Raw genomic sequence first — 25,929 nt, 5'->3', positions numbered from 1 at the left:
CCTGCGAGCGGATGTAGGCGGGATCGTTCCAGCGGGCCACGTCGGCGTCGAGCTTCGTGAGGTCCCGTTCCTGGGACGCCACCTTGGCGGTGGTGTCCTTCAGCTGCTGCTGCGTCTTCAGGTAGGTGCTCACCTGCGGCGCGAGGCTCAGCACCGCGAAGACGAGCAGCACGAGCGCCGCGACGGCGAGCCCCGGGATCCGCACGCCGGCCAGCGGGCCGCCCACGAGCGCCAGCCGGCGCCGAGCCGGTGCCGCCCGCTCGTCCGCGTCCGTCATGTGTCCCCGTCCCGCGCCCCCGCGGCCGGGCGTGTCAGCCCTGGAAGCGCGGGAAGGCGCTCCTGCCGGCGTAGACCGCGGCCTCGCCGAGCTCCTCCTCGATCCGGAGAAGCTGATTGTATTTGGCGACCCGCTCGGACCGGGCAGGCGCTCCGGTCTTGATCTGGCCCGCATCGGTGGCGACGGCGAGGTCGGCGATCGTGGTGTCCTCGGTCTCGCCGGAGCGGTGGGAGAGGATCGCCGTGTAGCCGTTGCGCTGCGCGAGCTCGACCGCGTCGAGCGTCTCGGTCAGGGTGCCGATCTGGTTGACCTTCACGAGGATCGAGTTCGCGACCTTGCGGCTGAGGCCCTGCTGGAGGCGGGCCGGGTTGGTGACGAAGAGGTCGTCGCCGACGATCTGCACCGTCGCGCCGAGTTCCGCGGTGAGCGTCTCGTAGCCCTCCCAGTCCTCCTCGGCGAGCGGGTCCTCGATGGAGACGAGCGGGTAGTTCGCGACGAGATCGGCGTAGTAGGCGCTCATCTCGGCGGCGCTCTTCGCCTGCCCCTCGAAGGTGTAGCTGCCCTTGTCGAAGAACTCGGTGCTCGCCACGTCGAGGGCGAGGGCGATGTCGGTGCCGGGCGTGTAGCCGGCCTTCTGGATGGCCTCGATCAGCAGGTCGAGCGCCGCGCGGTTGCTCGACAGGTTCGGCGCGAAGCCGCCCTCGTCGCCGAGGCCGGTCGAGAGGCCCTTGCCGCTCATCAGGCCCTTCAGCGCGTGGTACGTCTCGGCGCCCCAGCGCAGCGCCTCCCGGAACGACTCCGCGCCGATCGGCAGGATCATGAACTCCTGGATGTCGACGTTCGAGTCGGCGTGGGCGCCGCCGTTGATGACGTTCATCATCGGGACGGGCAGCACGTGCGCGTTCGGACCGCCGACGTAGCGGAACAGCGGCAGCTCGGCGGAGAGGGCGGCGGCCTTCGCGACCGCAAGGCTCACGCCGAGGATCGCGTTCGCGCCGAGGTTCGACTTGTTGTCGCTGCCGTCGGTGGCGATCAGAGTGGCGTCGAGGATCCGCTGGTCCGCGGCGTCGATGCCCTCGACGGCCGGTCCGAGCTCGTCGATGACGGCCGCGACGGCCTTCTCGACGCCTTTGCCGCCGTACCGGCCCTTGTCGCCGTCGCGCAGCTCGTAGGCCTCGAACGCGCCGGTGGAGGCGCCGGAGGGAACGGCCGCGCGGGCGACGACGCCGTCCTCGAGCAGCACCTCGACCTCGACGGTCGGGTTGCCGCGCGAGTCGAGGATCTCGCGGGCGTCGATGGTGTCGATGGCGGCCATGGGGCGGTCCTTCCGTCGTACGTCCTGCGGCCGCTGGCGGCCGGTGGTCACTCTAGTGAAGGCGCGGGAACGGCGGCTGGCGGGGTGGAACGCCCCCGGCGTGCGCCCCTCGACGCTTCCGCCATCGCGCCGTTCCGGAGAAACTGGCGACACGCCGCGTTCCGCGGGGTCGGGGCGGCGTGTCCGACGATGTCTCCGGATCCGCGCGATTGGAGGGCGGATGGCGACGCATCCGATCATGTTCGACGAGCACGATCCGGTGCTCGCCCGCGTGCGGGCGCTCGCCCTGGCGCTGCCCGGCGCGGAGGAGCGGATCGCCCACGGCCGGCCCTGGTTCTTCGCGGGGCAGGCGTTCGCCGTCTACGGCGGCGGTACGAAGGGGCCCGACCACGTGCGGCACGACGGCGCGCTGCTCGTGCACGTCGACGACGACGAGCGGCCGGCGCGGATCACGGATCCGCGGTTCTTCGTCCCGGCGTACGTGGGGCCGAAGGGCTGGCTCGGCATCGACGTCGATGCGCCGGGCACCGACTGGACCGAGATCGAGGAGCTGCTCGACGCGTCGTTCCGCTGGGTCGCGCCGGACCGCCTCGTCCGCGAGCTCGACGCCCGCTGCTGACCGTCGCCGATCATCGCGCCGTTCCGGAGTTCTCGCCCGACATGCCGTGCGGTCATCGTCTGAGCCGGCGTGTCGCCCGGTTTCTCCGGAACGGCGCGATGGCTCGCGGCCGGCCACGCCTCAGGTGAGGGGGCGCTGCTCCCCCAGGCCGTCGGCGGTGACCGTGGCGAAGGCGGTGAAGCCCTCAGCGGCGAGCGCGTCCAGCTGGCCCTTGCGGTTCTTGCGCGCCCGCTCGAGCCGCACCCGGCCGGCCACCGCCTGCGCCTCGCGCTTCGCCGCGAGGAGCGCCGCGGCCGGCACGCCCGCCTCGTGGAGCAGCACGAGCGCCGCGCCCTCACCGCTCGCGTCGGGCAGGAGGTCGAGGATCCGCTCGAAGCCGATCGAGAAGCCGACGGCCGGCACGTCCCGGCCGAGGAACCGACCGATCATCCCGTCGTAGCGCCCGCCACCGCCCACGGAGCTCGCGGATCCGGGGTGCGCGAGCTCGAAGATCGTGCCCGTGTAGTAGCCCATGCCGCGCACGAGTGTCGGGTCGAAGCGGAGGTCGACGGCGGGCAGCGCGTCGCGGAGGGCGAGCAGATCGCCGTACGCGTCCGCGTCGAGCCAGGCGGGTGGATCCACCAGCAGGTCCCAGCCGGCGGACGCGAGCCGCGCGAACGCGTCGTCGAGCCCGGCCGTGTCGACGCCGAGCTCCGCGAGCTCGCCGACGACCCCCGGCACGCCGATCTTGTCGAGCTTGTCGATCGTGATGAGCGCGCGCGGGGCCGCGTCGCCGGCGACTCCCCAGGTGACGAGCAGCCGGTTCAGGATGCGGCGGTCGTTCACCCGCACGTGCACGCCGTCCAGGCCGAGCGCGGCGAGCGCATCCGTGGTCGCGGCGATGAGCTCGAGCTCCGCGATGGCGCCCGGCTCGCCGAGCACGTCGATGTCGCACTGCACGAACTGGCGGTAGCGGCCGCGCTGGGGTCGCTCCGCGCGCCAGACCGGGCCGACCTGGATCGCGCGGAACACCGGTGGGAGCTGCGCCTGGTTCGTCGCGTAGAAGCGGGCGAGCGGCACGGTGAGGTCGTAGCGGAGGCCGAGGTCGGCGAGCGCGAGCGGATCCCCGCTGTTCGCCGCCGCTCCGAGGTCCTCCGGTGTCAGCCCCCGCTTCAGCACGCTGTAGGCGAGCTTCTCGTTGTCGCCGCCGATGCCCGCGTGCAGCCGACCGACCTCCTCGAGCGCCGGCGCCTCGATCTCGTCGAAGCCATGGGCCCGGTAGACGGCGCGGATCGTGGCGAGCGCGTGCTCCCGCTTCGCCTTCTCGGCGGGCAGGAAGTCGCGCATGCCGCGCGGCGGGTTCACGGGGGCGGCCATGCCTCCATCCTGGCGGACCGCGCTCAGGTTCCCGCCTGCCGGGTCGGCGACCCTGAGGGGGCCCGATCCGGAGGACCCATGCCCTTGCTGCACGCCGACCGCGACGGAGCGCGCGTCCTCGGGCCCGTCGTCGCCGCGCAGCCCGCGCGGGCGGGCTCGCACGCCGTGGAGTGGCTGTGCGAGTTCCTCGGCACCGCGATCCTCGTGGGGCTCGGCCTGTCCGTCGTGGTGGCGACGAGCGGATCCGCGTCCCCGATCCACACCTGGCCCCTCCCCCAGCGGCTGCTGCTGAACGGCTTGTGGTTCGCGGGCGTCGGCAGCCTGATCGCCGTGAGCCCGATCGGCCGGCGCAGCGGCGCGCACCTCAACCCGATCGTCACGCTCGCGTTCTGGACGCAGGGCAAGGTGCACCGGCACGACCTCGTCGGGTACCTCGTCGCGCAGTTCGCGGGCGGGATCGTCGGCGCCGCGCTGCTGCTCGCGGTCTGGCAGGGGCAGGCGCGCAGCGTGGACGTCGGCGCGACGGTCCCGGGCAGCGGCATCGGCCCGGTGCAGGCGGTCCTCCTGGAGGCCGGCATGTCGGCGGTCGAGGTGCTCGTGATCCTCGGCATGACGTCGTCGCTGCGCACCGCGCGGTGGACGCCGCTCGCGCTGTGGCTGCTGAACGCGACGCTCGTGTGGCGGTTCGCCGGGTTCACCGGCACGAGCCTCAACCCGGCCCGCAGCCTGGGGCCCGCGCTGCTCGCGCCCGCGCTCGACGTGTACTGGGTCTACATCGTGGGACCGGGCCTCGGGATGCTCCTCGGCGTCGCGCTGTTCGCGCTCGCTCCCCGCCTGGAGGTGCTGACGACGAAGCTGTTCCACGACCCCGCGTATCCGTCCAGCATGGCGTCGTCGCTGCCGGTGGCCGAGCGCCGCTGAACCGGGCGGGGCGCGCCGCGGCGGGCGGCTCCGCCGCTGCTCCCCACCGATACCCTCCGGGCATGCCGACCGAGCCCGGGATCGCCGTCGAGGGGGTCCGCCGCGCGTTCGGACCCGTCCACGCCGTGCGGGACGTCACGTTCACCGCGCCGCCCGGCGCCGTCACCGGCCTGATCGGCCCGAACGGCGCGGGCAAGACGACGCTCCTGCTCCTGCTCGCGTCGCTGCTGCAGCCGGACGGCGGATCGATCCGCATCCTCGGCCACGACCCGGTCAGGGACACGGCTGCCGTGCGGTCGCTGATCGGGTGGATGCCGGACACGCTCGGCTCCTGGGCGACTCTGTCGTGCCGTGCCTCGCTGACCACCTCCGGCCGGATGTACGGCATGCCGAAGCCCGCGGCCGCGGCCCGGGCGGCCGAGCTGCTCGACCTGGTCGGGCTCACCGAGTTCACCGGCCGGCCCACCCGGGTGCTGTCCCGCGGCCAGAAGCAGAAGCTGAGCCTGGCGCGGGCCCTGGTGCATCGCCCTCGTGTGCTGCTGCTCGACGAGCCGGCGAGCGGGCTCGACCCGGCCGCCCGGGTCGAGCTGCGCGTCCTGCTCCGCGGCCTCGCCGCGGACGGCTGCACGATCCTCGTCTCGAGCCACGACCTCGCCGAGCTCGAGGAGGTCACCGACGACGCCGTGTTCATGGCGGCGGGCGAGACCGTCGCCACGGACCGGGTGCAGCGGGCGCAGTCCCGCGTGCGCGAGTGGCGCATCCGCTCGCTCGACGAAGCCGCGCTCGACACGGCGCTCGCCGGCCGGGCGGGCGTGCGGCCGGAGCGCGGCGACCGCCTCGTGCCGGTCGACGGCGAGCGCGCCGCGGCCGACCTGCTCGCGGAGCTGGTGCGCTCCGGGGTGCCGGTCACCGGCTTCGGGCCGGCCGTCGGCGAGCTGGAGACCACGTTCCTCGAGCTCGAACGGAGCGGCGCATGACCACCGTGGCGGCCCCGCGGCGGCGCTTCAACGGACTCGGCACGATCGTCGCCCTCGAGCTCGCGCAGCGCGTGCGAAGCACCGCCTGGTACGTGCTGCTCGGCGTGTTCGCGCTGCTGATGCTCGGGATGACCGCGCTGCTGCTCCCGATCTCCGGCATCGCGGACGGCGGCGGCTACGCCTTCTCCACGATCGTGTTCTTCGTGCTTCTGCTCGGCACGCTCATCACGCCCGCCCTCTCCGGCGGTGCGGTGAACGGCGACCGGGAGGCCGGCACCCTCGCGACCACCCAGGTGACGCTCGTGCGCACCGGCGCGCTGCTGCTCGGCAAGGTGCTGGCCGCCTGGGTCTCGTCGCTGGCGCTGGTCGTGCTCGCGCTGCCGTTCCTCGCCGTCGCCGTGATCGCCGGCGGCCTGCGGGTGGACACCGTGCTCGTCTCGGTGCTCGTGGTCGCGGTCGAACTCGGTGTGGTCGCTGCGATCGGCGTCGGGCTGTCCGCCCTCATCACGAGGACGGTGTTCTCCGTCGTCGTGACCTATCTGATCGTCGCGGCGCTGTCGATCGGCACGCTGCTCGCCTTCGTGCTCGGGGGCCTCGCGGTCCGTACCGACCAGGTGACCCGCTACCGCAGCCTGCAGGACGGCGCGACCTCCACGGCGTCGAAGACGCCCGTCTGCGGCGCGTGGGAGCAGGACCACCAGCCGGTGCCCCGCTTCGACAAGGTCTGGTGGCTGCTGTCCGCCAACCCGTACGTCGTGCTCGCCGACGCCGTGCCCGCCTCGTTCAGCAGGGACGGGGTGCCGAAGGACCTCTTCGGCGGGCTGGCGTCCAGCGCGCGCCTCGCGCAGATCGCGCCGAAGCCGCTCGTGGTCTACGACGACTGCAGCGCCGACAACAGCAGCGGCCCGACGCCCGCGCAGGTGATGGCGCGCACGGTGCCGAGCTGGTTCGTGGGCCTCGGCCTGCACCTGCTGCTGGCCGCCGCGATCCTGCTCGGGGCCTGGCGCGCCCTCCTGACGCCGGCCCGCAAGCTCCCCCGCGGCAGTCGCGTCGCCTGACCCTCAACGCGGACTTGCCACTTTCTGCCCTCATTGGGGCGGTTTGAGGTCAGAAAGTGGCAAGCGTGGGTTTCAGGGAGAGGGGTGGTTCTGCGCCTCGGCCTCGCGGATGCGGGTGGTGAGGCGGCGGATCGCGCCGCGGAGCGCCCGTTCCGCGTCGAGGCCCGCCGCCGACGCGGCGACCACCGTGTCGAGCAGGGCGTCGCCGAGCGCCTCCTCGTCGCCCGGCGCCTCGACCGAGGGCCGCACCTCGAGGCCGGCGCGCGCCGCGCGGCCGAGCAGCTTCTCCGCGAGCAGCAGCGACGGCATCCCCATCGGCACGCCGTCGAGCACGCTCGTGCGGTGCGCCTTCTCGCGGCGCTTCTGCTCCTCCCAGACGCCGACGACCGCCTCCGCGTCGGCCGCGGCGGTGTCGCCGAAGACGTGCGGATGCCGGCCGATCATCTTCGTGGCGGTGGCGGCGGCGACGTCCTCGAGGTCGAAGCCCTCGCCCGGCGTTCCGGCGGCCAGGTCGGCGTGGAAGAGCACCTGGTAGAGCACGTCGCCGAGCTCCTCGCGCATCGCCTCGGCGTCGCCCGTCTCGATCGCCTCGACGAGCTCGGCCGTCTCCTCGATCAGGTAGCGGACGAGGGACTCGTGCGTCTGCTCGGCGTCCCACGGACAGCCGCCGGGGCCGCGCAGGCGGGCCATGACGGCGACGAGCCGGGTGAGCTCCGGCGTGGACACCTCGGGCAGATCGGTCACCCGGCCATCCTCCCCCGGACGGTCAGGCGGCCTCGGCAGCGACCCCGGGCACCGCGACCGTCTCCGCGTGCACGCCCGGCATCGCGATCGCCGCGACGAGGGTGAGCAGACCGGCGACCACCACGGCGTCGAAGACGGCGGAGGAGGCGCTCGAGGTGCCGGAGACGGCCGAGCCGTGCCAGCCGGCGAGCACGCCGTTCGCGAGCGCGCCGAACACGGCCACGCCGAGCGCGGATCCGATCGAGCGGAGGAAGAGGCTCGCGCCGGTCACGACCCCGCGCTGCTCGTATCCGACGCTCGACTGGGCGGCGATCAGGGTCGGCGTCGCCACCAGGCCGAGGCCGAGCCCCACGAGGAAGCAGGTCACCGCCATGAGCCCGATCGACGCGAGCGGCGCCGTGAGAGCGAGGGCGACGGCGCCGAGCGCCGCGATCCCGCAGCCGATCAGCGCGGTCGATCGGAAGCCGATGCGCAGGTACAGCCGGCCCGCGTTGGACGCGGCGACGGGCCAGCCGACCGTGAGGGCGGCGAGCGCCAGTCCGCTGACCAGCGGGGTCGTCGGGACGACCTTCTCGAGGAACGTCGGCACGTAGGACGTGAGACCGATCGTCACCGCGCCGACTCCGGCCGAGACGAGGGCGGTGGTGAGCAGAAGGCGGCGCGAGAAGACCCAGAGCGGCAGCACCGGCTCCGGCGCCCACCGCTCCGCCAGCACGAAGACCGGGAGGGCCACGACGGCCACCCCGAAGGCGACGAGGCTGGGCACCGAGTTCCAGGCCCAGACCGTGCCGCCCTCGAGCAGCGCCGTGAGCAGCGCGGTGAGCCCGATGGTCAGGGTGACGGCGCCGGCCACGTCGATGCGGTGGCGCGTGCGCTCGACGTTCTCGCGGTAGCGGCGGAGCAGGAACACGGTCAGGAGGCAGAGCGGGATGTTGACGAAGAAGATCCAGCGCCACGAGACGAACTGCGAGAAGACCCCGCCGAGCGTCGGGCCGACGACCGACGAGATCGCCCAGACGCTCGCGAGGTAGCCCTGGGCCTTGGCGCGCTCGGCGACCGTGTAGATGTCACCGGCGACCGTGATCGACACGGGCATGATCGCGCCGGCGCCGAGGCCCTGCACCGCTCGGAAGACGATGAGCACCGTCATGGACGGCGCGAACCCGCAGAGGATCGAACCCAGCAGGAAGAGGCCGATGCCCGTCAGGAGGATCGGCTTGCGCCCGACCGTGTCGGCGAGCTTCGCGTAGACGGGCACGGAGACCGCCTGCGCGAGCAGGTAGACCGAGAACAGCCACGGGAAGCTCGAGAACCCACCGAGGTCCTTCACGACCGAGGGCACCGCCGTCGCGAGGATCGTCGAGTCGATCGCGATGAGGCCGGTCGACATCATCAGGGCGAGCAGGATGGGTCCGCGCTCGGACCGGAGGCCCACGTCGCGGCGGCTGACGGTTTCGGTCACGGCAGGAGACAAGCCGCGCCGAGGCCCCGCTCTTCCCGTCCGGGGCGGATCCGCAGGTGCTCGCCCAGATGCATCCACCCGCGGGCTCGTGACTTGCCGCTTCTGCACCCTTCAACGCCCCCGAAGGGTGCGGAAGTGGCAAGCCGCCGCGAGGGGTCAGTCGTCGGCGGCGACCCGCGCCGTCAGCAGCGCGACGCGGTAGCGGCCGCCCTTCGTCTCCTGCTCCCCCACCCGCCGGAAGCCGAGCGCCGTGTGGAAGCCGAGGGACCGCGGATTCGGGGGCCGCACGTTCACCTCGCAGGCCACCTCCGTGCGCCCGTCCTCCTCCGCCTTCGCGAAGACGGCTCCGTAGAGCAGGCGGCCGACGCCCGCGCCGCGGGTCTCCGCGTCGATGACGATGCGGTCCACGTAGAGGAAGTCGCCGCCGCGGGCCGAGAACCAGCGGAAGTTCTCGCTCGCGTAGTCCGTGCCCGGATCCATCGCCACGACGAAGCCGAGCGGCCGGAACGGATCTGCCTCATCGACCGCGACGAGGCAGAGCGAGGCGAGGGCGGTGAGCAGCGCCATCTCGTCCTCGTCCATCATCGGCACGGCCGGCACGGCGTCGTTGTTCATCTCCGTGACGGCGGGGAGGTCGGCGGGTTCGAGTTCGCGCAGCACGACGGGCACGCCGGGAGCCTACTGAGGCGTCCCCGCACAGGACCCGGAGGGCCGCATCCGGCAGGATCGATCCGGCCCACCCCGGCCGGAAGGAGCCCCCGTGCAGTACGACACGTCCCGCGCCGCGCTCTCGGCGCCCGCGATCGACGACCTGCTCGCCGCCCGCGTGAAGGACGGCCGCACCCCGTCCGTCGCCTACGCGCTGGTCGCCGACGGGCGGATCGTGCACACCGGCGGATTCGCGGACGAGGCCGTGACCCCGGTGCCCGGCCCGGACACCGCGTTCCGCATCGCATCCTGCACGAAGAGCTTCACCGCCGTCGCGATGCTGCAGCAGCGGGACGCCGGCCGCCTCGATCTCGACGCGCCGGTCAGCGAGTACCTGCCGCTCGCCACGGTCCCGGAGGCGTTCCCCAGGGTGGCGCAGCTCGCGTCGATGGCCGCCGGGTTCCCCACCGACGACCCGTGGGGCGACCGCCAGGAGTCGCTGCCGCTCGACCAGTTCGACCGGATGGCGGCCGCCGGGTTCCGGCTCATCGATCGGCCCGGGGCGCGCTTCGAGTACTCGAACCTCGGGTACGCCCTGCTCGGCCGCGTGCTCGAACGGGTGAGCGGGCGCCGCTACGTGGACCTGGTGCGCGAGGACGTGCTCACACCGCTCGGGCTTCGAGGCATCGGCTACGACCGCTCCGTCGAGGCTCCCGGCGGCGTCGCGACCGGCTTCGCCCGCTTCGGCGGCCGCTGGGAGCCGCAGCCGTTCGCGGGTCCCGGCGCGTTCTCGCCGATCGGCGGCGTCTTCGCGACGCCGCGGGCCCTCGCGACCTGGGTGGCGTGGCTGGCCGACGCGTGGCGCCCCGCCGCGCCGGATGCGGTCCTCGCCGCCGCGTCCCGCCGTGACGCGCAGACGGCGCGCATCCCGATCGAGGACGTCGGCTCCTACGGCTACGGGCTGTTCCTCGACGAGCATCCCCGCCACGGGCTGCTCGTCTCGCACTCGGGCGGCTACCCGGGCTACGGCTCGCACATGCGCTGGCACGCCGGCACGGGGCTCGGCATCGTGGTGCTCGAGAACGCCCGCTACAGCGGCGCGGGCGCGCCGGCCGCGAGGGCGCTCGAGCTCGTGCTCGATCAGATCGGGTCGCCGGAGACCGTCCCCGACGTCTGGCCCGAGACCGTCGCCGCCCGGGAGACGGTGGAGCGGCTGCTGCGCCGGTGGGACGGCGCCACCGCCGACGCCCTCTTCGCGGAGAACGTCGCGCTCGACGAACCGATCGAGCGGCGCAGGGCCACGATCGAGGCCCTCACCGCCCGCGCCGGCGTCGCAGCGGACGCGCACGTGCTGCCGCTCGAGCAGGCCGCGCCGTCGAGCCGCACCCCGGCCCACCTCGCGTGGACGGTGCCCGGGGCGACCGGAGCGCTGCGCGTCGAGGTCCGGCTCACGCCGGAACTGCGGCCGACCGTCCAGACCCTGACCGTGCGCCTCGGCTGATCAGAACCGGCCGGCGCCGAGCCCGTCCACGAAGTCGCCGACGAGGGCGAGGAAGCGGTCCGGGTCCTCGAGCTGCGGCGCGTGCCCGAGGCCGGGCAGGCTCACCGGGACGGCGTGCGGCACGCTGGCCGAGACGGCGTCGAGGTGCCGGTGCGGGAGCACGACGTCGCGGTCGCCCCATAGCACCATCGTCGGCGTGCCCACCGCGGCGAGCGCCTCGAGCACCTCCTGGCGCCACTCGGGCCGGACGCCGGACCACGCGCCGAGGCCGCGGATGACCTGCAGGTAGTGCCGCCGGGCGCCGGGCCGGCGCATCCGCCGCGCCGAGGACTCCGCGAGCTCGCGGGTCGCGAGCGCCGCGTCGGCGAAGAGCGCCCGCACCTGCATCGTCGCGGCGATCATGTGGCAGCGCTGCAGCACCTCGCCGACCACCGGAACGGTCATCAGCCGGAGCCCGAGCGACGCGTCGGCGCCGAACCCCGCCGGGCTCACCAGCACGAGCGCGCGCACCTGGCCGGGGTCGTCGGCGTGCATCCGCAGCGCCACGGCACCGCCCATCGAGTTGCCGATGATCACGACCGGCCGGTGCTCGCCGACCGTGTCGAGGGTGCGGCGCACCATCTGCGCCATGGAGGCGAGGGTGGTGCGGTCGCTCCAGGGCTCCGACTCCCCGAACGCCTCGATGTCGATCGCGTAGACGGTGTGCTGCTCGGCGAGGCCGGGCGCGACCTTGAACCAGTCGGTGCGGTCGCGGCCGATGCCGTGCAGCAGCACGATCGGGTTCCCCGATCCGGCGACGGTGAGGCCGACCCGGTGACCGTCCACGGTGAGGGTCGGGCCGGTGCCCGTGTGGTGCTGCTCGGCGGTGCTCATACGGTCCTCCTGCACGCAGCATGCCTCCGGAACCTGGATGCGACGTTCGGGATCCGTTCAGGACCGCGGCACCTCGAACAGCCCGCCGACGTCGAGATCCGGACCCGCGAAGGCGAGCACCTCGTCGCCCGCCGCCAGCCGCGTGCGACCGCTCAGCCGCACGGGACCGCCGTCGCGGCGCACCATGCTCACCCAGCCGTGCTCGCCGAGGGACAGCTCGCCGACGGCCGCGCCGTCCGCCGGTGATCCCGCCGTCACGACGAAGTGACGCAGGCCCTCGGGCTCCTGGTTGAACCGCAGTCCCGCCACGAACGGCTGCTGCTCGACGGTGCGCATCGGCACGCGGAACCACCGGGCGAGCAGCGGCACGGCGCCGCCCTGCACCACCACCGAGACGAGCACGACGACGAAGATCAGGCCCGCGAGCACGTCGCCGCCCGGCACGTGCGCGTCCCGGATGAGGATCCCGAGCAGGATCGGCACGGCGCCCTTCAGCCCCGCCAGCACGATGAACGCCCGCTCGCCGAGCGCGAGACGGATCGGGACGAGCAGCGCGCCGACGAGCAGCGGGCGGATCACGAGGAGCAGCAGGGCCGCGATGGCGAGCCCCGGCAGCAGCACCGAGGGCTGCAGCACGTCGTGCCAGGAGACGCTGAGCCCGAGCACCGTGAACGCGACGATCTCGGCGAGGCTCGACAGGCCGCCGCTGAACCGGCGCACCTCGCCGGCGTACGGCGCGCGGACGTCGCCGACGACGATGCCCGCGAGGAACACCGCGAGGAAGCCGGAGCCGTGCAGCACGGCGGCGACGCCGTAGAGCAGGCCGGCGAACGCGATGGTCCGCAGCGCGTACAGCGACTCGTTCGGCAGCCGCACCCGGCGCATCAGGAGACCGAGCAGCCGGCCGCCCGCGAGGCCGACCGCCGTGCCGACCACCATCTGCAGCAGGAAGTCGCCCACCCCGGCGGCCACCGCGCCGGCACCGCCGCCGGCGGCGAGGAGCGCGGCGAGGAGCGCGATGCCGACGGGATCGTTCACCCCGGACTCGCCCTCGAGGATCGTGCCGGAGCGCCCCTCGATGTCGCGCTTGCCGAGCACCGCGAACACCACGGCGGGATCGGTCGGCGAGAGCGCCGCGCCGAGCAGCAGCGCCGCCTGCCAGGCGAGGCCGAAGAGCAGGTGGGCCACGAGCGCGACGGCCGCCGCGGTGACGGCGGTGCCGGCGATCCCGACCCAGGTCATCGGCCCGGCGCTCTCGCGGAAGCGGCGCCAGCCGATGTGCATGCCGCCGTCGAACAGGATGAGGATCAGGGCGACCGTGACGATCCGCTCGTCGGTGACGAGCGGCACGGTGCCGAGCACCGGGAACAGGTCGGAGGCCAGCGCGGCCACGATCAGGAACAGGGCGGGCGCCGGCACGCGGATGCGGGAGCCGACCGAGTTCGCGGCGATCGCCGCCACGAGGCCCAGCCCGCAGAGGAGGACGGCGACCCCGAAGACCTCGGTCTCGCCCATCCCGGCCCCCGATGCATCCGAACGATCGGGATGCGGATCCCGGCCTCCATCCTAGGAAGCCCGGGCGGCCGGTCCCAGGCAGGGCGTCGCCGCCGGTACCAGCCCCGCAGGGAGCCCCGGCCGGACAGGCGGCTTCCCCCGCGGCACCGGACCGCGACGGGATCAGGCGCCGGCCGCCACCGGCTGCACGAGGCGGGTCACCCACTCCTCCTGAGGACGGTCGCCGGGCGTCAGGTAGATCTCGCGGCAGGCGTCCGACAGCACCGCGCCGCGGGCCTTCACCTGGTCGACCAGCGCCATCCAGGACTCGTCGATGGTGTCCATCGAGCCGTGGTGCGTCGTGATCGCCGCCTCGACGGCAGGGAGCACATGGACGTCCAGTCCGGCGACCGGCGGAGCGGCGTCGCCGATCTCGAAGCCGGCGGTCACGAGCACGCCCGACCCGTCGCCGGACTCGTCGGCGGAGTAGACGGCGACGGCGGGACCGAAGGCGACGCCCGCGGCATCGAGCCGCGCCTGCACCTCGGGGAACATCGGACCGACCACCGGGCCGATGTTCGACGAGCCGAAGCCCGCCGCCGTTCGGGTGAGCGTCGCCACACGCTGGGCGGGCGCGCTGCGGAACTCGACGATGGTCGTCGGATCGGACATGGGACCAGCTCCTTCTTCCTGGCGGAGGTAGGCGTCGAATCGCGCCAGGCGCTCGGCATCCGCGGCGAGCGAGCGCCGCAGCGCCTCCCGCGCCGACTCGAGCACCGACCGGGCGGCTCGGGAATCGGCGCCGGCGCGCAGCACGCGCCCGACGTCGACGAGGCCGAGCCCGAGGTCGCGCAGCCGCACGATCTCCGCGAGGTCCGCGAGCTGCTCCGAGGCGTACGAGCGGTACCCGGTGACCGGGTCGACGTGCGCGGGAGCGAGTAGGCCGGTCTCGTCCCAGTGGCGAAGCATCCGGACGGTCACCCGTCCGATCGATGCGAACCTGCCGATGGTGTACATGGTGCGTCCGAGCCTCGGGCCTCACACGGTGTGAGGGTCAAGCGCTCGCAGCCTGGCCGATCGGACCGCTGGATCGCAACCGCTCGGGCGTGCTCACCGCCGGTGCGCCGCCTGCATGCGGCAACCGCCTGCGGAGGCGCCCTTCGGCGCATCCGCAGGCGACGGGACGGCTCAGGCGGTGGGCTGCGGCTGCTTGACGAAGATCGCGCCGAGCAGCTGCTGCGCCCACTCGATCAGCCCGGCGTCGGGCAGCGGCTGCCCGTCGAGGAGCGGCATCGGCACGGTGACGGCGCCGGCCGTGGCGAGCACCCTCGAGCCCGGGTACATCCGCTGCAGTCGCACCTGGATCGAGTCGGGCAGGTTCGCGGGCGCGACGCGGAGCATCTTGCCGAGCGCGACGACGTCCGACAGCCCGGCCTGCTGCGCCATCCGGCGCAGCGTCGAGACCCGGATGAGGTTCGTCACCTCGTCGGGCGCCGGGCCGTAGCGGTCGACGAGCTCGTCGAGCACGAGCTCGAGCTGCCCGTCGGCGGCGGTCGGCGCCGACGCGGCCGACAGCTTCTGGTAGGCCTCGAGGCGCAGCCGCTCGCTGTCGATGTAGCTCTCGGGGATCCGCGCATCGACCGGCAGCTCGAGCCGCAGCTCGGTCTGGCCCTCCGCGACCTCGCCGCGGAAGTCGTTGACGGCCTCGCCGATCATCCGCAGGTAGAGATCGAAGCCGACTCCCGCGATGTGGCCCGACTGCTCGCCGCCGAGCAGGTTGCCCGCACCACGGATCTCGAGGTCCTTCAGCGCCACCTGCATGCCGGAGCCGAGCTCGTTGTTCGCCGCGATCGTCTCGAGGCGGTCGACGGCGGTCTCGGACAGCGGCTTGTCGGCGTCGTAGAGGAAGTAGGCGTAGCCGCGCTCGCGGCCCCGCCCGACGCGACCGCGGATCTGGTGCAGCTGGCTGAGGCCGTACTTGTCCGCCCGGTCCATGATCAGGGTGTTCGCGTTCGCGATGTCGAGCCCGGTCTCGATGATCGTCGTGGAGACGAGCACGTCGAATCGCCGCTCCCAGAAGTCGATCATCACCTGCTCGAGCGCGTGCTCCCCCATCTGCCCGTGCGCGACCGCGATCCGCGCCTCCGGCACGAGCTCGGCGAGCTCGGCCGCGACGCGGTTGATCGACGCGACCCGGTTGTGCACGTAGAACACCTGGCCCTCGCGGAGCAGCTCGCGCCGGATCGCGGCGGTGATCTGCCCGGGCGACCGGGCCCCGACGTAGGTGAGGATCGGGTGCCGGTCCTCGGGCGGGGTCGCGAGCGTCGACATCTCGCGGATGCCCGTCACCGCCATCTCGAGCGTGCGCGGGATCGGCGTCGCACTCATCGCGAGCACGTCGACGTTCGTCTTCAGCTTCTTCAGCTGCTCCTTGTGCTCGACCCCGAAGCGCTGCTCCTCGTCGATGATGACCAGGCCGACGTCCTTGAACCTCACGCCGTTGGAGAGGATGCGGTGGGTGCCGATGACCATGTCGACGCTGCCCTCGGTGAGGCCCTTGATCGTCTCCTTGGCCTCCCGGTCGGACTGGAAGCGGCTGAGGGGCCGCACCGTCACGGGGAAGCCGGCGAACCGCTCCTGGAACGTGTCGAGATGCTGGCGCACGAGCAGCGTCGTCGGCACGAGCATCACGACCTGCTTGCCGTCCTGGATGGCCTTGAACGCGGCGCGCACCGCGACCTCGGTCTTGCCGAAGCCGACGTCGCCGGAGATGAGGCGGTCCATCGGGATCGGCCGCTCCATGTCGGCCTTCACCTGGTCGATCGTCTCGAGCTGGTCGGGCGTCTCCGTGAACGGGAACGCCTCCTCGAGCTCGCGCTGCCAGGGGGTGTCCGGGCCGAACGCGTGACCGCGGCTCGCCATCCGGGCGGAGTAGAGCTTGACGAGCTCGACCGCGATGTCGCGCACCGCCTTGCGCGCGCGTCCCTTCGCGGCGGCCCAGTCGGATCCGCCCATCTTGGACAGCGGGGGCGCCTCGCCGCCGACGTACCGCGTGAGCAGATCGAGCTGGTCGGTCGGCACGTAGAGCTTGTCGCCCGGGAAGCCGCGCTTGCTCGGGGCGTACTCGAGCAGCAGGAACTCTCTGATGATCTTGTCGGGCGCCTTCTCCCCCGCCCGGCGCGGGCCGGTGCGGGTGCTGCCGGCGACCTCCCGCCGCACGAGCTCGACGAAGCGGCCGATGCCGTGCGTCTGGTGCACCACGTAGTCGCCGGCCTTCAGCTGCAGCGGATCGACCACGTTCTTGCGCCGCGACGCCAGCTTGTGCGGACGGCTGTCGACGGATGCCGCCCGGCCGTAGAACTCCCGCTCGGTGATGAGCGCGAGCGCGATCTCGGGCTGCTCGAACCCGGCCTCCACGTCGCCGAGCGTGACGTAGGCCACGCCGGACTCGAGCTCGGACGGCAGCTCCTCGACCTGGCGGGCGGCGAGGCCGCGCTCCGCGAGCACGTCGCGGGCGCGCTCGACGAGGCCGCGGCCGGCGGCGGTGACCACGGCGCTCCAGCCGTGCCGCAGGCGCGAAGCGAGGTGGTCGAGCAGCTCGGCCGGCTTGCCGGGCGTGACCGGCGTCGCCGCGCCGTCGACCCGGAGGTATTCCGCGGAATCGGCGAGCAGGGCGGCGGCGAGCGCCGGATCCGCGTCCTCCACCGGCTGCGACTCGAACGAGCTGACGGTCCACCAGGTGCGGTCGTCGCCCGCGGCCTGCCGCAGGACCTTCACGGTCAGGAAGTCGCCCGCGTCGAGGTCGATCGGCGCCTGGGCGCCGGCGGTGGCGGCGCTCCACGCGGCGTGCAGGAACTCGCGGTTCGTGTCGGCGAGGCTCACCGCGCGGGACGCGACGCGCTCGGGCGAGAGGATCGCGACCGCGGCGCCGTCGGGCAGGTAGTCGCTGACCGGCACGAGCCGGTCGACGAGCACCGGCGCGAGGGACTCCATCCCCTCGACGGGGATCCCCTCCGCGATCTTCGCGAGCATCGTGGTGAGGTTCGGGAACTCGTGCTGCAGCTCGCGCGCCCGCTGCTGCACGGCTGGGGTGAGCAGCAGCTCGCGCGCGGGCACGAGGGACACCGACTCGACGGGCGCGTCGAGGGAGCGCTGGTCGGCGACGGAGAAGAACCGGAGCTGGTCGACCTCGTCGCCGAAGAAGTCGATGCGCACAGGGTGCTCCGCGACGGGTGAGAACACGTCGAGGATGCCGCCGCGCACCGCGAACTCGCCGCGGCGGGTGACGAGGTCGACGCGGGCGTAGGCGAGCGCGACGAGGCGCTGGGTGACCGCTCCGAGGTCCACGCCCCGCTGGCCGAGCGCGATCTCGATCGGCTCGACCTCGCCGAGGCCGTCGGTCAGGGGCTGCAGCGCGGCGCGCACGGGGGCGACGACGATCAGCGGGGCGTCACCGGGACGCCACAGATGCATGCGGCGGATGGCGGCGAGCCGCCGGCCGACCGTCTCCACGCCCGGGCTCAGCCGCTCGTGGGGCAGCGTCTCCCAGGCCGGGAAGTCGAGCACCTCGGCCTCGGGCACCAGGCACTCGAGGCCGGCGCGAAGCGCGTCCGCGTCCCGCTCGGTGGCGGTGACGAGGAAGGCCGCGTCGGCCTCCCCGCGCTCCTTGCGGCGCTGGAGCAGCCCGACGAGCAGCGGGGCGTGCAGGCCCGGCGTCGCGGAGAAGTCCGCGCTGCGTGATGCGGCGGACAGCGCCCTCGCGACCGATTCGCCGTCGGCGAGCAGGCGCGGCAGACCCGTGAGACTCACTCGTTCGATTCTACGGCGCGGTGGCGACGCCGCTGCGGCGTCGCCACCGCCCTCGCGTCGCGATCGGAGCCGCATCCGCTCCCTCGACGCGGCTCGAACCGCGACGTGGAGCGAGTGGCCCTCCTCAGCGCCCCCGGCGCCGACGCGCCGTCACTGCGCCCAGCACGAGGCCGTAGACGACGTGCGCGGCGATCATCGACGCCTGGCGCCGGCGGTCGTCGAGGTGGGCGGGCGGCAGCGCGCCGAGCAGCGGCACCCACCCCTGGTAGCTGCCGGCCCAGAGCGCGAGCGCGTAGAGGACGGATGCGGCCGGTCCCGGGCCGCCGAGCACCGCGCGGTGCAGGGCGCCGGCCGCGGCGCCGTACCCGAGATGCGCGACGACCGCGGTCGCGTTCACCGCCTCCCGCGACAGGCCGGGCAGCGCCGTGCGGACGATGGCCCGGGGCGGCGGCTCCTGCAGCAGCCCTCGCCTCGCCGCGACGGCCAGCACCGCGCTCATGGCGGCCGTCGCGACCGTGCCGGCCACTGCACCGGCCACTGCGTTCCGCACCTCGTCGTTCCCGCGCATCCGCACCTCCCGGCGCGCAAGCGTGGCCCCCTCGTCCGCACGTTGGGTGGGAGTCCCCCGACCGCCCGCTCCCCCGGTTCGCAGGTAAGGGCCACCTCACCTACCGTGGAACACCGTGACCGCGGACGCCCCCACGACCACCCGCCCCGAGGGGCAGGCCGAGACCGTCACCCCGCAGCGCGGGCTGCTGCGCGTCTGGGGCCCCGGCCTGATCGTGATGCTCGCGGACACGGACGCCGGGTGCCTCGTCACGGCGGCCCAGTCCGGGGCGTCGTGGGGCTACGCGGTGCTGCTGCCGCAGCTGCTGCTCATCCCGATCCTGTTCATGGTGCAGGAGATCACGGTGCGCCTCGGCATCGTGACCGGCAAGGGTCACGGGCTGCTCATCCGCGAGCAGTTCGGGCGTGGCTGGGGCTACCTGTCGGCCGGCACCCTGCTGCTGTCGTCGATCGGGGCGCTCCTCACCGAGTTCGCCGGCATCGCGGGCGTCGGGGAGCTGTTCGGGGTCTCGCGGTGGTTCACGATCCCCGTCGCGACCGTGCTGCTGCTCGCCGTCGCGCTGCTCGGGCGCTACCGCCGGGCGGAGCGGATCGGCATCCTCGTGGGGCTCGGCGAGCTCACGTTCCTCATCGCGATGGTGCTGTCGGGGCCGAAGGTGGGCGACGTGATCGCCGGTGCCACCGCCATCCCGCTCGACAAGCCCGGCTACGTCTACCTGCTCGTACCTGCTCGCCGCGAACATCGGCGCCGTGATCATGCCGTGGATGATCTTCTACCAGCCGACGGCGGTGGTCGACAAAGGCCTCACGGTCGCCGCGCTGCCGCGCGAGCGGCGCGACACCGCGTTCGGCGCGGTGCTCACGCAGGTGATCATGATCGCCGTCATCGTGACGCTCGCCGCCACGGTCTTCACGCACGGGCTTCGGCCGACGCTGAACACGGTCGGCGACATCGCGGGGGCGGTCACGCCGTTCCTGGGGGGCATGCCGGCGAAGGTCCTGATCGGCGCCGCCGTGCTCGGCGGGGCGCTCGTGGCGGCGCTCGTCGTGTCGCTGGCCGGCTCGTGGGGCGTCGCGGACGTGATGGGCTGGAAGCACAGCCTGAACAGCCGCATCGACCGCACGAACGGGAAGTTCTACACGGTCTACGCGCTCGCCCACGTGCTCGGCGCCGTCGTCGTGCTGTCGGCGGTCGACCTCGTCGCGCTCGCCGTCGACGTCGAGGTGATGAACGCGGTGCTGCTGCCGATCGTGCTCGGGTTCCTGCTCGCGCTCGAGGTGCGGGCGCTGCCCGAGGAGCACCGGATGCGGGGCGTCTACCGCTGGATCGTGTGGAGTCTCTGCGGGGTCGTCATGGCGTTCGGCCTCTACATGGTGCCGGTGAGCCTCCTCCCCCACTGACCCTTCGACGGTTGCCACGTTCGCGGGTGCAGGTGCGCAAGAACGGTCGGAACGGATCGGCGCATCCACCCGCAGGATGAGGGCATGGCGACGGTGGACGAGGTCATGGATCTCCTGGGCACGCGCCTCGACGAGGCCGACCTCGACGCGCTCGCGCAGCGCGTCCACCTGTCGCGGTTCCACCTGCACCGCCTGCTGACGGCCGCGCTGGGCGAGCCGCCCGGCGCGCTGCGGCGGCGGCTGCTGCTCGAGCGCGCGGCCCACCGCCTCGTGACGACCGACGAGACGGTCGTCGACCTCTCGGTCGCCGCCGGCTACGACTCCCCCGACGGCTTCACGCGGGCGTTCAGCCGCGCCTTCGGGATGCCGCCGTCGGACTACCGCCGTACCGGCCGGGTGCGCCATCGCATCCCGGCGCCCTCCGGCATCCACTTCCATCCGCCGGGCGGCCTCGCGCTGCCCGCTCTCGTGAGGAGCGATCCCATGGACACCCTCGTCCGCATGCTCGACCACCATCTCGACACCACCGCCGCGGTCCTCGCCCGGCTCGACCGCGTGCCGGACGCCCTGGACCGGCCGATCACCCTCTCCGTCGAGGGGATCGACGAGGCGCCGACCCTCCGCAGCACCTGCGACCGCCTCGTGCGGCAGCTCGAGCAGTGGGTCGTCGCGCTCGAAGGAGGCACCAGCATCCCGGCGGGCGACGCGACGCCGGCCGGGCTGCGCCGACGCCTGGAAGCGGTCGCGCCGCGCTTCCGCGAGCAGGTCGTCGCGCAGGTGGTCGCGGGGAACGCGGAGTCGACGTTCCTCGACCTCACCTGCGATCCGCCGCAGACCTTCACGCTCGGCGGCGTGCTCGCGCACGTGCTCACGTTCGCCGCGGTGCGGCGGACGATCGCGATCGGCGCCCTCGAGACCGCCGGCGTCGGCGACCTGGGCTCCGGGGATCCGATGGCCTACGTCGGCGGCGCGGGCCCGGACGCCTCGACGGTGCACCGCCGCTTCGACGAGCCCTGACCCGAGCGCGGACTTGCCGCTTTCTGCCCTCGAACCGCCCGGATGACGGCAGAAAGTGGCACCTGTGCGTGGTCTTAGGGGGCGGGCGGGGCGTTGAAGCGCTGCTGGGCCGCTGCGAGACCGTCGGTCGAGAGCGCGAGCACCGCGTCTGCCGCCTCGCCGACGAGCAGCGGCAGCTCCTTGCGCTCCGTCGACGAGAAGTCGTGCAGCACGTAGTCGGCCGCGGGCTGGCGCCCCGGTGGCCGGCCGATGCCGACCCGCACGCGGGCGAAGTCGGGCGTGCCGAGCACCGTCGCGATGTCGCGGACCCCGTTGTGGCCGCCGTGCCCGCCGCCCGTCTTCAGTCGAAGGGCGCCGAAGGGGATGTCCAGCTCGTCGTGCACGACGATGAGCCGGTCGGGGCTCAGCGAGTAGAACTTCACCAGCCGCCCGACGGGGCGCCCGGACTCGTTCATGTAGGTCTCGGGTGCGGCGAGCACATAGCGGGCGCCGCCGGGCGCCTCACGGCCCTCGGCGACGAACGCGTTCGTCTTGTGCCGCCCGAACCGCACGCCCATGCGGTGCGCGAGCTCGTCGAGCACCATCCGGCCGACGTTGTGCCGGTTCCCGGCGTACTGGCCGCCGGGGTTGCCGAGACCGACGACGAGCCAGGGGCGCTCGTCCACGCCCGGGGACTAGCTCGCGGCGCCGGCGCCGACCGTGTCGGCGGCCTCGGACTCCGCGGGCTCCTCGGCGGCGTCGCCCACGATGCCGACGATGAGCAGGTCGGGCTCGGAGGCGAGCTTCGCGCCCTCGGGCAGCGTGATGTCGCCGGCCGTGATGTGGGTGCCCTCGGTCAGGCCCTCGATCGAGACGAGCACGCGCTCGGGGATGTGGGTCGCCTCCACGTCGAGCAGCAGCGTCTGCACGTCGAAGTTCGGGCTGGTGCCGGGAGCGGACTCGCCCTCGAGGTGCACGGGGACCTCGACCTGCACGGTCTCACCGCTGCGGACGAGCAGCAGGTCGACGTGCTCGATGATCTGCCGCACCGGGTCCTTCTGCACGTCCTTGACGAGCGCGAGCTGGCTGGCCCCCGCGATGTCGAGGTCGAGCACGGCGTTCGCCTTGCGGATGATCAGGCCGGTCTCGTGCGCGGGCAGCGAGATGTGCACGGGTTCGCTCCCGTGGCCGTAGATGACGGCCGGGATGCGGCCCGCAGCGCGCAGCTTGCGCGCGGCGCCCTTCCCGAACGATTCGCGACGCTCGGCGCTGATCCTGTCGGCCATGTCGGTCCCTCCGTGGGCCCTGCCGGCCCGGTCGATCGGTCGGCGGTCGCGGGCGCACGCTGCAAATGGCGCGCCACGTCGATCACGGATGCAGGTGCGCATCCCTCGCCGAAGTCCGACGGACGAGTGTAGCGGAAGCGGCGGGGACGCTTCCGCACGATCCGGGCTCGCACGCACGCCCGGCCGGGCCGTTTCGGGCGGAAGGGGCGTCCGATGACACCCGCGAATGCCCGAAGCGGCCCGTCGACGCCGCGAGCGGGAAGAGGGGCTTCAGGCCGGGCCGCGGCTGTGCGTCGCGGCCTCGATGGCGCGGTCGACGACCTGCTCCTTCGTGCCGTGGATGTTGATCGTCGCGCCGTTCTCGTCGGAGGCGAGCGGCTCGAGGGTGTCGAGCTGCGAGTCGAGCAGCGACGGCGGCATGAAATGCCCGTGGCGCTCCTGCAGCCGCCGCTCGAGCTCCTCGCGGGTGCCCGTCAGCAGCACGAAGAAGGCCGCGGGCTCCTCGGCGCGGATCCGCTCCCGGTACTTCCGCTTCAGCGCGGAGCACGCCATGACGACGACCCGGCCCTCGCCCTGCCGCGTGCGCATGACCTTGCCGACGATGTCGAGCCAGGGTGCGCGGTCGGCGTCGTTCAGGGGGACGCCCTGGGACATCTTCGCGACGTTGGCCTTGGGGTGGAAGTCGTCGGCGTCGAGGTAGACGCCGCCGACGCGGTCGGCGATCCCCTCGGCGACGGTCGACTTCCCGGATCCGGAGACGCCCATGACGACGATCGGCGGCAGGTCCACGTCGCCGACGCTAGCGCGCGCTCATCCAGCCGGAGCACTTGGGCAGGACATGGTCGCTTCAGCAGGACGTGAACCGGCTCTCGTCCGGCTGGGGGCGAAGCGTCCTGCTGAAGCGCTTCCGGGGGGGCGCTCAGTAGAACTCGTCGGTGTTCACCGGGTTGATCAGCTCACGGCCGTCGAGGTACCGCGTGCAGTTGTCGGCGAAGAGGGCCGCGATCAGCTCGTCCTCGAGATCGCTGAGCGCCGCGGTGTGCGGGCTGATGAGCACGTTCGGCTCGTCCCACAGCGGGGAGTCGGCCGGCAGCGGCTCGGGTGTCGTCACGTCGAGCGCCGCGAAGCCGACGCGGCCGGCGCGCAGCTGCTCGAGCAGGGCGTCCTGGTCGATCACGGTGCCGCGGCCCACGTTCACGATCACGACGCCGGGCTTCGCGTTCGCGAGCACCTCGGCGCTGATCAGGTGCTCCGTCTCGGCGGTGCCGGGCAGCGAGACGAGGAGCGCGTCGAAGTCACCGACGCGCTCGCGCAGCGCGTCGGGATGGATCACCTCCTCCACCCCGTCCACGGTCACGTCGCGCCGGGAGGTGCCGGCGACGTGCGCGCCGAGTGCCGCGAGCTTCGCCGCCGTGAGCCTGCCGATGCCGCCGAGGCCGACGAGCAGCACGCGGCTGCCGTCGACGCGCCGCATGATCCACCGGCCGTCGGCCCAGTCGTGCTGCCGCTGGTGCTCGATCAGCCGGGGCAGGCTCTTGAACCCGGCGAGCAGGCCGAGCACGCAGAACTCCGACAGCGGCCCGGCGTGCACGCCGGCCGTGGTCGTGAACCGGACGCGTTCGAGCTGCTCGGACGACAGCTCCGCCCCGCGCACCTGGGCACCGCCCCCCGCGGGCATGAGCTGCACCCACTCGAGCGCCGGGTTCGCCTGCACGCTGCGCTTCAGCTCGGCCGGCCGCTCCCCGGGGATGCCGTAGAGCACCTGCGCCGAGTCCACGAGCCGCTCGAACCGCGCCTGCTGCTCCGGCGTTCGGCGGAACTCCGGATCCCCGGCGTGGTCGCCCGGATGCCTCATCGGCGGCAGCAGCGACTGGTCGACGACGAAGTCGACGCGCGGCTCCGCGGCCACGACCCGCGCGACGAGCTCGTCCGCGATCGGGGTGGCGGCGACGACGCGGAGGCGATCCTTCGGCACGGCGGCTCCCTTCCGGGCGCGGACCCGGGTGGGTCCGGCGGCGGCAGCCTACCCAGCGGCCACCCACCGGCTCCCGGGAGGCCGCCGCCTGATCGAACACCCCCGGCGAGCGGTCGGGGAGGACGGATACAGTCGGCTGAACGGCATCCGAACCCCTTGGGAGCGCATCGTGAGCGACACCGCCACCTCCACGAACGACACCACGGCCACCGCCGACATCGGTGTGGTCGGCATGGCGGTGATGGGCTCCAACCTCGCCAGGAACCTCGCCCACCACGGGCACGCGGTTGCGGTCTACAACCGCACGGCGGCGAAGACCGACCAGGTGATCGAGGAGCACGGCTCGGAAGGGCGGTTCGTGCCGTCGCACGACATCGACGCGTTCGTCGCGAGCCTGAAGAAGCCGCGCGCGGCGATCATCATGGTGCAGGCCGGGCGGGGCACGGATGCCGTGATCGACCAGCTCGCGGAGCGGTTCGAGCCGGGCGACATCATCGTCGACGGCGGCAACGCGCTCTTCACCGACACCATCCGGCGCGAGCGCGACCTGCGCGACAAGCAGCTGAACTTCGTCGGCACCGGGATCTCGGGCGGCGAGGAGGGCGCGCTGAACGGCCCGTCGATCATGCCCGGCGGCTCGGTGGAGGCGTACGCGACCCTCGGCCCCATCCTCGAGTCCATCGCGGCCGAGGCCGAGGGCGAGCCCTGCGTCACCCACATCGGCACGGACGGCGCCGGGCACTTCGTGAAGATGGTGCACAACGGCATCGAGTACGCCGACATGCAGCTCATCGCCGAGTCGTACGACCTGCTGCGCCGCATCGGCGGGCACGACCCGGCCGCGATCGCCGAGGTGTTCGAGGCGTGGAACGAGGGGGATCTCGAGTCCTACCTCATCGAGATCACCGCGCAGGTGCTGCAGCAGCAGGACGGATCGACCGGTGAACCGCTCATCGACAAGATCGTCGACCAGGCGGGGTCGAAGGGCACCGGCGTCTGGACCGTGCAGAACGCCGTCGGCCTCGGCATCCCCGTGTCGGGCATCGGCGAGGCCGTGTTCGCACGGGCCGTCTCCTCGAAGCCGGAGCAGCGGGCCGCGGTCGGTGCGCTCCCCGGCGAGCGGCCGACGCCGGTCGACAAGCCGGAGGGCTTCGAGGACGACGTGCGCGCCGCGCTCTACGCCTCGAAGGTCGTCGCGTACGCGCAGGGCTTCGACGTGATCATCGCGGGCGCCAAGGAGTTCGGCTGGGACATCGACAAGGGCGCGGTCGCGAAGATCTGGCGGGCGGGCTGCATCATCCGGGCCCGGTTCCTGAACCGGATCGTGGAGGCGTACGACCGGAACCCCGAGCTGCCCACCCTGCTCGCGGACGAGTACTTCGCGAAGGCCGTCGCCGACGGGGAGGCCGCATGGCGCCGCGTGGTGGCTGCGGCGGCGCTGTCGGGCGTGCCGGTGCCCGGCTTCGCATCGGCGCTCTCCTACTACGACTCCCTGCGCGCGGAGCGGCTGCCCGCGGCCCTGATCCAGGGCCAGCGCGACTTCTTCGGCGCGCACACGTACCGCCGGGTGGACAAGGAGGGCACCTTCCACACGCTCTGGAGCGGCGACCGCACCGAGATCGAGTCCGAGGGCTCGTCCCACTGAGGGGC

Annotated in this window: 23 protein-coding genes and 1 pseudogene; 9 read left to right on the top strand and 15 right to left on the bottom strand. The window is 73.3% G+C overall.

The window, feature by feature from the left end; all coding sequences use genetic code 11:
- On the bottom strand, nt 1-277 hold a 277-nt coding region (locus tag JWQ92_RS10960; RefSeq protein ID WP_297344494.1), incomplete at its 3' end, for a septum formation initiator family protein.
- A 34-nt stretch (nt 278-311) separates the two neighbouring features.
- On the bottom strand, nt 312-1,592 hold the full coding sequence (eno, locus tag JWQ92_RS10955; RefSeq protein ID WP_297344493.1) for a phosphopyruvate hydratase: 1,281 nt from the start codon (nt 1,590-1,592) through the stop codon (nt 312-314).
- 220 nt (nt 1,593-1,812) lie between these two features.
- Between eno and JWQ92_RS10950 the strand changes: the two genes are divergently transcribed.
- The gene (locus JWQ92_RS10950; RefSeq protein ID WP_297344492.1) at nt 1,813-2,211 is read left to right on the top strand and encodes an MmcQ/YjbR family DNA-binding protein; all 399 of its coding nucleotides are present in this window, start codon (nt 1,813-1,815) and stop codon (nt 2,209-2,211) included.
- Between the two features lie 120 nt (nt 2,212-2,331).
- Here the strand turns inward: JWQ92_RS10950 and hisS are convergent, their stop codons facing one another.
- A complete protein-coding gene (gene hisS / locus JWQ92_RS10945; protein WP_297344491.1) occupies nt 2,332-3,567 on the bottom strand; it encodes a histidine--tRNA ligase in 1,236 nt (411 codons plus the stop codon).
- A gap of 78 nt (nt 3,568-3,645) precedes the next feature.
- Here hisS and JWQ92_RS10940 point away from each other — a divergent pair, with 78 nt between their 5' ends.
- The 3 genes from JWQ92_RS10940 to JWQ92_RS10930 all read left to right on the top strand — a co-directional run bounded on the left by JWQ92_RS10940 (nt 3,646) and on the right by JWQ92_RS10930 (nt 6,523).
- Entirely contained in the window at nt 3,646-4,488 is an 843-nt protein-coding gene (locus JWQ92_RS10940) for an MIP/aquaporin family protein (protein WP_297344490.1), read from the top strand.
- A 62-nt stretch (nt 4,489-4,550) separates the two neighbouring features.
- Complete coding sequence (locus JWQ92_RS10935; protein ID WP_297344489.1) at nt 4,551-5,465, top strand: ABC transporter ATP-binding protein; 915 nt, start codon at nt 4,551-4,553, stop codon at nt 5,463-5,465.
- Nucleotides 5,462-6,523, top strand: coding sequence for an ABC transporter permease (locus JWQ92_RS10930; RefSeq protein ID WP_297344488.1), 1,062 nt, complete (start codon nt 5,462-5,464; stop codon nt 6,521-6,523). The genes JWQ92_RS10935 and JWQ92_RS10930 overlap by 4 nt, the downstream gene beginning before the upstream one ends.
- Before the next feature lie 72 nt (nt 6,524-6,595).
- On the opposite strand, the gene JWQ92_RS10925 is transcribed toward JWQ92_RS10930, so the two are convergent.
- The 3 genes from JWQ92_RS10925 to JWQ92_RS10915 form a co-directional block, all read right to left on the bottom strand.
- On the bottom strand, nt 6,596-7,267 hold the full coding sequence (locus JWQ92_RS10925; protein ID WP_297344487.1) for a MazG family protein: 672 nt from the start codon (nt 7,265-7,267) through the stop codon (nt 6,596-6,598).
- Nucleotides 7,268-7,289: 22 nt separating this feature from the next.
- Nucleotides 7,290-8,660 carry an MFS transporter gene (locus tag JWQ92_RS10920; RefSeq protein ID WP_297344495.1) on the bottom strand — a complete coding sequence of 457 codons (1,371 nt, stop codon included), beginning with the start codon at nt 8,658-8,660 and terminating at the stop codon, nt 7,290-7,292.
- 225 nt (nt 8,661-8,885) lie between these two features.
- Entirely contained in the window at nt 8,886-9,398 is a 513-nt protein-coding gene (locus JWQ92_RS10915; protein ID WP_297344486.1) for a GNAT family N-acetyltransferase, read from the bottom strand.
- Between the two features lie 91 nt (nt 9,399-9,489).
- On the opposite strand from JWQ92_RS10915, the gene JWQ92_RS10910 reads away from it, so the two are divergent.
- Complete coding sequence (locus tag JWQ92_RS10910) at nt 9,490-10,878, top strand: serine hydrolase (RefSeq protein WP_297344485.1); 1,389 nt, start codon at nt 9,490-9,492, stop codon at nt 10,876-10,878.
- Here the strand turns inward: JWQ92_RS10910 and JWQ92_RS10905 are convergent, their stop codons facing one another.
- The 5 genes from JWQ92_RS10905 to JWQ92_RS10885 form a co-directional block, all read right to left on the bottom strand.
- Entirely contained in the window at nt 10,879-11,751 is an 873-nt protein-coding gene (locus JWQ92_RS10905) for an alpha/beta fold hydrolase (protein WP_297344484.1), read from the bottom strand.
- A 57-nt stretch (nt 11,752-11,808) separates the two neighbouring features.
- Entirely contained in the window at nt 11,809-13,266 is a 1,458-nt protein-coding gene (locus JWQ92_RS10900) for a cation:proton antiporter (RefSeq protein ID WP_297344483.1), read from the bottom strand.
- A gap of 162 nt (nt 13,267-13,428) precedes the next feature.
- Nucleotides 13,429-14,262, bottom strand: coding sequence for a MerR family transcriptional regulator (locus JWQ92_RS10895; protein ID WP_297344482.1), 834 nt, complete (start codon nt 14,260-14,262; stop codon nt 13,429-13,431).
- Nucleotides 14,263-14,433: 171 nt separating this feature from the next.
- Entirely contained in the window at nt 14,434-18,054 is a 3,621-nt protein-coding gene (gene mfd, locus JWQ92_RS10890) for a transcription-repair coupling factor (protein ID WP_297344481.1), read from the bottom strand.
- Between the two features lie 124 nt (nt 18,055-18,178).
- Nucleotides 18,179-18,622, bottom strand: coding sequence for a DUF6789 family protein (locus JWQ92_RS10885; protein WP_297344480.1), 444 nt, complete (start codon nt 18,620-18,622; stop codon nt 18,179-18,181).
- Nucleotides 18,623-18,839: 217 nt separating this feature from the next.
- On the opposite strand from JWQ92_RS10885, the pseudogene JWQ92_RS16925 reads away from it, so the two are divergent.
- The 3 genes and pseudogenes from JWQ92_RS16925 to JWQ92_RS10870 all read left to right on the top strand — a co-directional run.
- Nucleotides 18,840-19,286, top strand: a pseudogene (locus JWQ92_RS16925) (divalent metal cation transporter); the annotation flags it as partial.
- Nucleotides 19,287-19,386: 100 nt separating this feature from the next.
- The gene (locus tag JWQ92_RS10875) at nt 19,387-20,022 is read left to right on the top strand and encodes a divalent metal cation transporter (protein ID WP_297344478.1); all 636 of its coding nucleotides are present in this window, start codon (nt 19,387-19,389) and stop codon (nt 20,020-20,022) included.
- Between the two features lie 84 nt (nt 20,023-20,106).
- The gene (locus tag JWQ92_RS10870) at nt 20,107-21,039 is read left to right on the top strand and encodes an AraC family transcriptional regulator (protein WP_297344477.1); all 933 of its coding nucleotides are present in this window, start codon (nt 20,107-20,109) and stop codon (nt 21,037-21,039) included.
- 74 nt (nt 21,040-21,113) lie between these two features.
- On the opposite strand, the gene pth is transcribed toward JWQ92_RS10870, so the two are convergent.
- The 4 genes from pth to JWQ92_RS10850 all read right to left on the bottom strand — a co-directional run bounded on the left by pth (nt 21,114) and on the right by JWQ92_RS10850 (nt 24,279).
- Nucleotides 21,114-21,704: an aminoacyl-tRNA hydrolase gene (pth, locus tag JWQ92_RS10865; RefSeq protein WP_297344476.1), complete on the bottom strand. Its 591-nt coding sequence runs from the start codon at nt 21,702-21,704 to the stop codon at nt 21,114-21,116.
- Between the two features lie 9 nt (nt 21,705-21,713).
- Nucleotides 21,714-22,304 carry a 50S ribosomal protein L25/general stress protein Ctc gene (locus JWQ92_RS10860; RefSeq protein ID WP_297344475.1) on the bottom strand — a complete coding sequence of 197 codons (591 nt, stop codon included), beginning with the start codon at nt 22,302-22,304 and terminating at the stop codon, nt 21,714-21,716.
- 270 nt (nt 22,305-22,574) lie between these two features.
- Nucleotides 22,575-23,093 (bottom strand): gluconokinase, encoded by a 519-nt coding sequence (locus JWQ92_RS10855; RefSeq protein ID WP_297344474.1) that lies wholly within the window; start codon nt 23,091-23,093, stop codon nt 22,575-22,577.
- Nucleotides 23,094-23,223: 130 nt separating this feature from the next.
- Complete coding sequence (locus tag JWQ92_RS10850) at nt 23,224-24,279, bottom strand: D-2-hydroxyacid dehydrogenase (RefSeq protein WP_297344473.1); 1,056 nt, start codon at nt 24,277-24,279, stop codon at nt 23,224-23,226.
- 169 nt (nt 24,280-24,448) lie between these two features.
- Here JWQ92_RS10850 and gndA point away from each other — a divergent pair, with 169 nt between their 5' ends.
- Nucleotides 24,449-25,924: an NADP-dependent phosphogluconate dehydrogenase gene (gene gndA, locus JWQ92_RS10845; RefSeq protein WP_297344472.1), complete on the top strand. Its 1,476-nt coding sequence runs from the start codon at nt 24,449-24,451 to the stop codon at nt 25,922-25,924.
- Nucleotides 25,925-25,929 lie beyond the last annotated feature (5 nt).

The sequence above is a fragment of the Amnibacterium sp. genome (genome assembly GCF_025463795.1).
Lineage (GTDB): Bacteria > Actinomycetota > Actinomycetes > Actinomycetales > Microbacteriaceae > Amnibacterium.
Note: the sequence above shows the minus strand (reverse complement) of the source record. Positions and strands in the feature narration are given on the sequence as shown.

Excerpts from the sequence above, each read along its gene's own strand:
- eno (WP_297344493.1), bottom strand. The coding sequence starts at position 1,592 with ATGGCCGCCATCGACACCATCGACGCCCGCGAGATCCTCGACTCGCGC.
- JWQ92_RS10950 (WP_297344492.1), top strand. The coding sequence starts at position 1,813 with ATGGCGACGCATCCGATCATGTTCGACGAGCACGATCCGGTGCTCGCC.
- hisS (WP_297344491.1), bottom strand. The coding sequence starts at position 3,567 with ATGGCCGCCCCCGTGAACCCGCCGCGCGGCATGCGCGACTTCCTGCCC.
- JWQ92_RS10940 (WP_297344490.1), top strand. The coding sequence starts at position 3,646 with ATGCCCTTGCTGCACGCCGACCGCGACGGAGCGCGCGTCCTCGGGCCC.
- JWQ92_RS10935 (WP_297344489.1), top strand. The coding sequence starts at position 4,551 with ATGCCGACCGAGCCCGGGATCGCCGTCGAGGGGGTCCGCCGCGCGTTC.
- JWQ92_RS10930 (WP_297344488.1), top strand. The coding sequence starts at position 5,462 with ATGACCACCGTGGCGGCCCCGCGGCGGCGCTTCAACGGACTCGGCACG.
- JWQ92_RS10920 (WP_297344495.1), bottom strand. The coding sequence starts at position 8,660 with ATGATGTCGACCGGCCTCATCGCGATCGACTCGACGATCCTCGCGACG.
- JWQ92_RS10905 (WP_297344484.1), bottom strand. The coding sequence starts at position 11,751 with ATGAGCACCGCCGAGCAGCACCACACGGGCACCGGCCCGACCCTCACC.
- JWQ92_RS10900 (WP_297344483.1), bottom strand. The coding sequence starts at position 13,266 with ATGGGCGAGACCGAGGTCTTCGGGGTCGCCGTCCTCCTCTGCGGGCTG.
- JWQ92_RS10895 (WP_297344482.1), bottom strand. The coding sequence starts at position 14,262 with ATGTACACCATCGGCAGGTTCGCATCGATCGGACGGGTGACCGTCCGG.
- JWQ92_RS10885 (WP_297344480.1), bottom strand. The coding sequence starts at position 18,622 with ATGCGCGGGAACGACGAGGTGCGGAACGCAGTGGCCGGTGCAGTGGCC.
- JWQ92_RS10875 (WP_297344478.1), top strand. The coding sequence starts at position 19,387 with ATGATCTTCTACCAGCCGACGGCGGTGGTCGACAAAGGCCTCACGGTC.
- JWQ92_RS10870 (WP_297344477.1), top strand. The coding sequence starts at position 20,107 with ATGGCGACGGTGGACGAGGTCATGGATCTCCTGGGCACGCGCCTCGAC.
- JWQ92_RS10860 (WP_297344475.1), bottom strand. The coding sequence starts at position 22,304 with ATGGCCGACAGGATCAGCGCCGAGCGTCGCGAATCGTTCGGGAAGGGC.